Origin of the sequence: Streptomyces sp. NPDC001093, from assembly GCF_040298985.1 — a bacterium.
Taxonomy (GTDB): domain Bacteria; phylum Actinomycetota; class Actinomycetes; order Streptomycetales; family Streptomycetaceae; genus Streptomyces.
Map to the genome: position 1 here is coordinate 1 of NZ_JBEPBF010000243.1, position 6,367 is coordinate 6,367.

General features: G+C 71.3%; 8 protein-coding genes. 5 read left to right on the forward strand and 3 right to left on the reverse strand.

All coding sequences use genetic code 11. The features are described 5' to 3' along the window. Together ABT288_RS49030 and ABT288_RS49035 are read right to left on the reverse strand one after the other, a co-directional pair. On the reverse strand, positions 1 to 808 hold an 808-nt coding region (locus tag ABT288_RS49030), incomplete at its 3' end, for an APC family permease (protein WP_351623268.1). Next, a complete protein-coding gene (locus ABT288_RS49035; protein ID WP_351623270.1) occupies positions 805 to 1,305 on the reverse strand; it encodes a hypothetical protein in 501 nt (166 codons plus the stop codon). The genes ABT288_RS49035 and ABT288_RS49030, both read right to left, overlap by 4 nt. Before the next feature lie 110 nt (positions 1,306 to 1,415). Here ABT288_RS49035 and ABT288_RS49040 point away from each other — a divergent pair, with 110 nt between their 5' ends. The 4 genes from ABT288_RS49040 to ABT288_RS49055 all read left to right on the forward strand — a co-directional run bounded on the left by ABT288_RS49040 (position 1,416) and on the right by ABT288_RS49055 (position 4,573). Further along, positions 1,416 to 2,435, forward strand: a complete 1,020-nt coding sequence (locus tag ABT288_RS49040; RefSeq protein ID WP_351623272.1) for a helix-turn-helix transcriptional regulator — start codon at positions 1,416 to 1,418, stop codon at positions 2,433 to 2,435. A gap of 32 nt (positions 2,436 to 2,467) precedes the next feature. Next, positions 2,468 to 3,100, forward strand: coding sequence for a helix-turn-helix transcriptional regulator (locus ABT288_RS49045; RefSeq protein ID WP_351623274.1), 633 nt, complete (start codon positions 2,468 to 2,470; stop codon positions 3,098 to 3,100). 489 nt (positions 3,101 to 3,589) lie between these two features. Further along, positions 3,590 to 3,808, forward strand: coding sequence for a hypothetical protein (locus ABT288_RS49050; RefSeq protein ID WP_351623276.1), 219 nt, complete (start codon positions 3,590 to 3,592; stop codon positions 3,806 to 3,808). 111 nt (positions 3,809 to 3,919) lie between these two features. Next, a complete protein-coding gene (locus tag ABT288_RS49055; protein ID WP_351623278.1) occupies positions 3,920 to 4,573 on the forward strand; it encodes an HAD family hydrolase in 654 nt (217 codons plus the stop codon). A gap of 33 nt (positions 4,574 to 4,606) precedes the next feature. On the opposite strand, the gene ABT288_RS49060 is transcribed toward ABT288_RS49055, so the two are convergent. Further along, positions 4,607 to 5,272 carry a class I SAM-dependent methyltransferase gene (locus ABT288_RS49060; protein WP_351623280.1) on the reverse strand — a complete coding sequence of 222 codons (666 nt, stop codon included), beginning with the start codon at positions 5,270 to 5,272 and terminating at the stop codon, positions 4,607 to 4,609. A gap of 120 nt (positions 5,273 to 5,392) precedes the next feature. Here ABT288_RS49060 and ABT288_RS49065 point away from each other — a divergent pair, with 120 nt between their 5' ends. Continuing rightward, the gene (locus ABT288_RS49065) at positions 5,393 to 5,941 is read left to right on the forward strand and encodes a YciI family protein (RefSeq protein WP_351623282.1); all 549 of its coding nucleotides are present in this window, start codon (positions 5,393 to 5,395) and stop codon (positions 5,939 to 5,941) included. Positions 5,942 to 6,367: the final 426 nt, after the last annotated feature.

Genomic DNA, 6,367 nt, shown 5'->3' on the forward strand with positions numbered 1-6,367 from the left:
GGGCGAGCAGTTCGGCCAGCGGGGCGTCGGAGGTGCCGGCGGCCGGGCCGAGCACGAGGACGCTGGTGGCGGCGACCGCGAGGTACAGCACGCCTACGACGGCCACCGCCACGCCGGCCGCGCGGGGCAGGTCGCGCGCCGGACGGCGGAAGTCCGCGGCGAGGTGGGTGATGGCCTCCCAGCCCGCGAAGCTCCACACCAGCAGCGCCGCGGCCGAGCCGATCGCGGGCCAGCCGTGCGGCGCGAACGGATGCAGGTTCCGCAGGCGGGCGTGCGGCAGCGCGGTCAGCACCGCCGTCAGCAACAGCGCGACGAGCAGCACGGCGAGGGCGAGTTGCAGACGGCCGGACACCGTCAGACCGCATCCGTTGGCCACCGCCACCAGGACCAGCAGCACGGCAGCCGTGACCAGCACCGTGCGCCGGCCGCCGCCGAGCGCGGTCGTGACGTACGCCCCGGCGAACATGCCCGCCGCCGGAGCACCGGCGGGCACGGCGAAGTAGAAGCACCAGCCGACCACCGCCGCCGCCCGTGCGCCGAAGGCATGCCGGACGTAGGTGGAGACGCCGCCGCCGTCCGGGTACCGGGCACCCAGCGCGGCGAACGTGGCCGCGAGCGGCACCGACAGCAGGACCAGCCCGAGCCAGGCGAGCAGTGAGGCGGGCCCGGCCGCCCGGGTGGCCAGCGCGGGAAGGGCGATCACACCGGTGCCCAGGACCGCGCCGACGTACAGCGCCGCCCCCTGCCACACGGTCAGACTCCCGGCGGGCCGAGCCGGCAGGTCCACCGGGGCCGGAGCCCTGGTCATGCCGAGGCCGCCCCGGTCCGGCGGAAGTCCATGGTCCAGTTGGTCTCCCAGCTTCGCCCGCCGTCGGTGGAGAAGGCCTGCTCCCAGTGAGCCGTCCCCGGCGTGATGTGCGACCAGATGAAACGGCACCGCACCGGGGTGCCCTCGTGGGCGTCGTCCCCGTGGAACTCGCCCCTGCCGTGCGCGTCGAACCGGCCCACCACAGGCGGTTGCAGCAGTCCCGTACGGCTGCTCACCCAGTTCAGCGACCACTCCTTGCGGCCGGGGTCGTACAGGCGCAGCGTCAGGCCGGCGAAGCCCTTGGTCGGGAAGCTGATCTCGTCGAGGTTGGCGGCCCCGCCGAACAGAGTGCCGTGACAGACCACGGTGGCCGGGAACTCGTCCCACTCGGCGCTCCCGGTCAGCGGTGCGACCAGCCTGCGGTTCGTCACCTCCCAGGTGCCCACCAGGAAGTCGAAGTCCCCGACACCGGGCTCGCGGGTGCTTGCGTTGCTCATCTGCTCATGTCCTTTGCCGTGTCCGTCCGTACGTGGGGCGCACGCCCGGCCGGGAAAGTAGCCCGGCTTTCCTGACATCCACTGTCAGTGGAGTACGGCAGACTTCTGTCATGCGTGCGAGCCGACTGCTGTCCGTCCTGTTGCTGCTCCAGACCCGCGGCCGGATGACCGCCCAGCAGGTCGCCGACGCACTGGAGGTGTCCGTCCGCACGGTGTACCGGGACATGGAGTCGCTCTCCGCGGCCGGCGTCCCGGTCTACGGCGACCCCGGTCACGACGGCGGCTACCGACTGCTCGACGGCTTCCGCACCCGCCTGACCGGACTGACCCGCGACGAGGCGGAGGCACTCTGGCTGTCCGGACTGCCCGGGCCCGCCGCGGACCTCGGGCTCGGGACCGTACTGGCCACCGCCCAGCTCAAGCTGGCGGCCGCCCTGCCCGAGGAACTGCGCGACCGGACCGGTGAGATACGGCAGCGGTTCCACCTGGACCCCTCCGGCTGGTACGCCGCATCCGACCCGACCCCGCACCTGGCCGCCGTCACCGACGCGGTGTGGCGCAGGCGCCGTATCCGCCTCCGCTACCGGCGCTGGAAGGCTCCCCAGGAGGTGACCCGGACACTGGACCCCTACGGGCTGGTGCTCAAGTCCGGCCGCTGGTACCTGGTGGCGGCTCTCCGGGAAGCCATCCGTACCTACCGCGTCTCCCAGATCCTCCGGATCCAGGTGCTGCAGGACGGCTTCGAGCGCCCCCATGACTTCGACCTGGCCGCACACTGGCAGACCTACCTGGCCGACTTCGACGCCCGTCGGCTCCGGGGCGAAGCGGTCGTACGACTCACACCACGGATCCTGGCGCAGCTGCCCGACCTCATGGAACCGGCAGTGGCCCGTGCCGCCCAGGACACCGCCGGGCCGCCGGGGCCCGACGGACGGGTCCAGGCCGTCATCCCCATCGAGTCCGCGGAACACGCCGTCGGCATGCTGCTACGGCTCGGAGCGGAGGCGGAGGTCGTGGCGCCCGCCGGACTGCGGGCGCTGATGACACAGACGATCAGCGCCCTGGCAGACACCTACCGGCACCCGCTGGACACACACGAAGCGTCACCTAGAGTAGGCATCCAGAGATAGAAAATTGGTCCAATTGTTCTTGGGGGCTTTCCGTGGCAGAGGCGGAGGCTGACGAGCACCTCATCCGTGAGGCAGAGAAGATCGCCGTGGCGTTGGGGCGCATGTTCCCGGGTCTGTGCGAGGTGGTGCTGCACGACCTGCGGGATCCCGAGCATGCGATCCGGGCGATCGAGAACAGCCTCTCCGGCCGTCGGGTCGGGGACTCCACCACGGAACTGGGCCTGGCCCGCATCGAGGACCCCAACTACCCCGGTGTCATTCAGAACTACCCCAACCAGTTCCCTGACGGCCGCCCCGCGAAGAGCACGTCCATCGGCATCAAGAACGCCGCGGGAGAGTACATCGCGGCTCTCTGCCTGAACCTGGACGTGTCCGTGCTGTCGCCGGTGACCCTCGCCCTGTCCAACCTGGTGGCCACGGACACCGAACACCGCGAGCAGCCCCTGGAGACCCTTCGGGACCGCACCGCCCGTGAGCTGCGTCAGGCGGTGGAGGCACACGCCGCGGAGCGCGCGGCGACGCCCCGGTCGCTGAGCCGCGAGGACAAGAAGGCGCTCGTACGGCAGTTGCAGCGGGACGGCTACTTCGACTCGCGGGATGCCGCACAGACCATCGCCGACCTGCTGGGTGTGTCCCGGGCGACCGTCTACAACTATGCCAAGTAGGAGCACCCTTCTGTGCGTCCCTCCTGTGAACACCCGGGAGAACACCGGCTCACCCACGAACGGGAGGCGGACCTGCCGGGCATGCCGGCCTGGAAGGCCGGTGGCAGAGGCTAGGAGGCCGACAGGGGCCGGAATCCGGACCGGCACCCTCATCACCGGAGCAAGCCGGCGCGTGCCCGATACCTGCGAACGACGAGCGGCGAGAGCTGCCTGCTTCCGCGCCGCGAACCGCCGGACATCCACGGTGTGGGTGATGGCCGCGCGTGAGGTGTACGCGGTGCGCACCGCGTCCGCGTCGAACCGCAGCGGGATCCCCAGCACCCGCACCAGCTTCTCCAGGCGCGCCACCCGACCGCGCGGGATGGTCGCCTCCAGCACACGCGGCACCGGCGAGCTCGGCGGCACGCTTGCCGACCTCGTGCACCCTGACGGGGTCGCGGTGGCCGTGGCCGCCCCGTGCGTCGTAGCTGAGGAGCAGGTCCACGCACCGTGGCCGCCGTCCGCATGTCCCAGAGGTGCCACACGCTGCACGCCCAGCACGACAGCACTCGCCCGCAGCTCGTCCAGCCGCGGCGCTCCGCCCTCGAGCACGGCGTCCATGAGCCCGTCCGTGGCGACCACGATCACCACACGATGTCCCTCGGCCGCGGCCCGCGCGAGCGTGCCATGGGGCCGTCCTGGACCACGCACCCCTCCGACGGTCCGTGAACAACCACTGGTACAGATCGCGCGGGATCGTCGGCCCCGGGAACCGGCAGGGCGTGCGGCGCCCCTGGAAACGTCGTCGCGCCATGATCGGCAACGTTCTATCCTGCCGGGATGATCAAGCCGATTGAGCTCGTCATATTCGACTGCGACGGCGTGCTGGTCGACAGTGAGCGGATCGCGGCGCGCGTCCAGGTCACCCTCGGAGCGGAGTTGGGCTGGCCGCTCACCGAGGGTGAGGTCGTCGACCGCTTCATCGGGCGCTCGCACGCCGCCATCCGCGAGCAGGTCGCTGCCCGGCTCGGCGAGAAGACCGCGACGGTCTGGTCGGAGCGGTTCGAACAGCTCCACCGTGAGGCCGTGGACGCCGAACTCGCCCCCGTCGACGGACTGCCCGAGGCGCTGGCTGCGATTGCTCTGCCGGTCTGCGTGGCCTCCAGCGGCTCCCATGACAAGATGCGCCACACGCTCGGTCGTACCGGGCTCTACGACCGTTTCGCGGGCCGCATCTACAGTGCCACCGAAGTCGCCCATGGCAAGCCTGCCCCCGACCTGTTCCTGCACGCCGCCCGGCACATGGGGGTCGATCCCGTCGCCTGCGTGGTGGTCGAGGACAGCCGGCCCGGCGTCCTGGCAGCCCGCGCGGCCGGCATGCGTGCCTTCGGATACGCCGGCGGGCTCACCCCGCCCGAACGACTCGAAGGCCCTGGTACCACCGTCTTCCACGACATGCGCAAACTGCCCGCACTCATCGCCGAGCAGCAGTGAATGCTCGACGAACGAGCAGAGCCATGACCGTGGTCACTGCCCGGTCATGCCCTCGGCGAGGCACCGTCCCTCGTCCAACCGGAAGCCGAGATAGGTCCAGGACACGCCCGGGCGGCCATGCGGGTCCTCCCGCTGGGCGTGGTGGAGGACGTCCAGGCCGTGCCCGCGGGCGAGGTCGATCGTCTCCTGCGCGGTGATGGGGAACATGCGGCGGCCCGTCGGCACCGGGCCGTGGCGCAGGGAGAGGATGATCCGGCCGCCGGTCGCGAGCAGGCCCGCCAGACGGGCCATCCCGAGCTCGCGCTGCTGTTCATCGAGATGCATCCAGACCGCGGTGAGCAGGATCAGGTCGAAGCGGCTCCCCGCTGCGAACAGGCCGGGGAGTTCGGGCAGCGCGTCATCGGTCCACTCGATCCGCCGGCCGGCATGAAGGCGCCGGCCCAACGAGCGCAGCTCGGTGGTGGGTTCGGCGGCGACGACCCGATGCCCCTGGGCAGCCAGCGCCGCCGCGTCACGCCCGCTGCCCGCCCCGACGTCCAGCACCCTGCTCGGCCGGGAGGGGAACAGATGCAGCACTTCGCGGTGCACCTCGGCGAAGGTCACACTCTCGTACTGCTCGGCCAACGCCTCGGCCGCCTCCCCGTATCCGGCAGTGCTGGCCATCCCCTGCAACTGCTCGCCGGTCGCGTCACTGCTCATGTCCCGGGACCCTACGGCTCCTTGGGACCGATCGCCACGTCGAGGATTCCGAGATCCGTCGAGATCGTTCCCACCGATAACCGCTGTGCCGCCGCGGCCCACGAACGACAGACTGCGGGCATGGAATTCTTCTGCTACCACCGCGATCGGCCAGGCTCCCTGGCGCTGCGCAGGGAACTGCTGGAAGCGCACTGGTCCTACATGGACCGGTTCGACAAACAGATGATCGCCCGCGGTCCGACCCTCACCGGCGACGGCGAAGTGCCCACCGGCAGCCTGCACATCGTCGACCTGCCGCATCCCGCCGCCGCCCGCGCATTCGCCTTCGACGAACCCGGCTACCAGGCCGGTGTCTACCGTGACGTGCTGCTGCGCCGATGGCGCAACATGCTCGGGCGTACCATGTGGGACTTTCCCGGCGGGCGGACCGGCGGCCGACGATACCTCGTGCTCGGCCTCGGCCAGGGACAGGCCGCCGACCTCGCCGTGCCCACAGACCGGGACGAGCTGATCGCATACGGGCCACTGCTGTCCGACGACGGCAGCACCTGGCTGGGTACGGCAGCGCTGGTCCGGGCACCGGCCCCGGAGACGGCACGCGCCGTGCTGACCGCGGACCGGTACGCCGGCATCGAGGTCCACGACTGGCAGTTCGGCGGACGGCAATGATCGACCGTCGCTGAGGTGGTGACCACCGCTCGCCCGGGCTGGGACCGCCGTCGGCGAGTGACCGGCCCGGGCGGCGCCCGCTTCGCCCGTTCCCGCCCGCGCACCTCGGCGGTCGTCCTGTCGGACACACCTGGCGCAGGACCGTTCCCTCACGTGAAGACGGCCGCCTGAGTGCCAGTCAGGAGGCGGAAGTCTTTGCCCGTGCCCATGCGTTTCTTGGGCTGAACGCGATGTGACGGTCTGCTTGCGTACATGTTCCGCCCCTCGGATGTCGGTGCACGACTCGCACCCGCTCGCCTGCTCGACACAGTTCCGAGGAGAAACCATGTCCAGACGTCCGGCCCACCCCGCGCGTTCCGTCACGGCGGCTGCGGCCGTGCTGGCCGCGGTCGGCGCGCTGACCGCCGCCGCCGCGCCCGGCCCGGC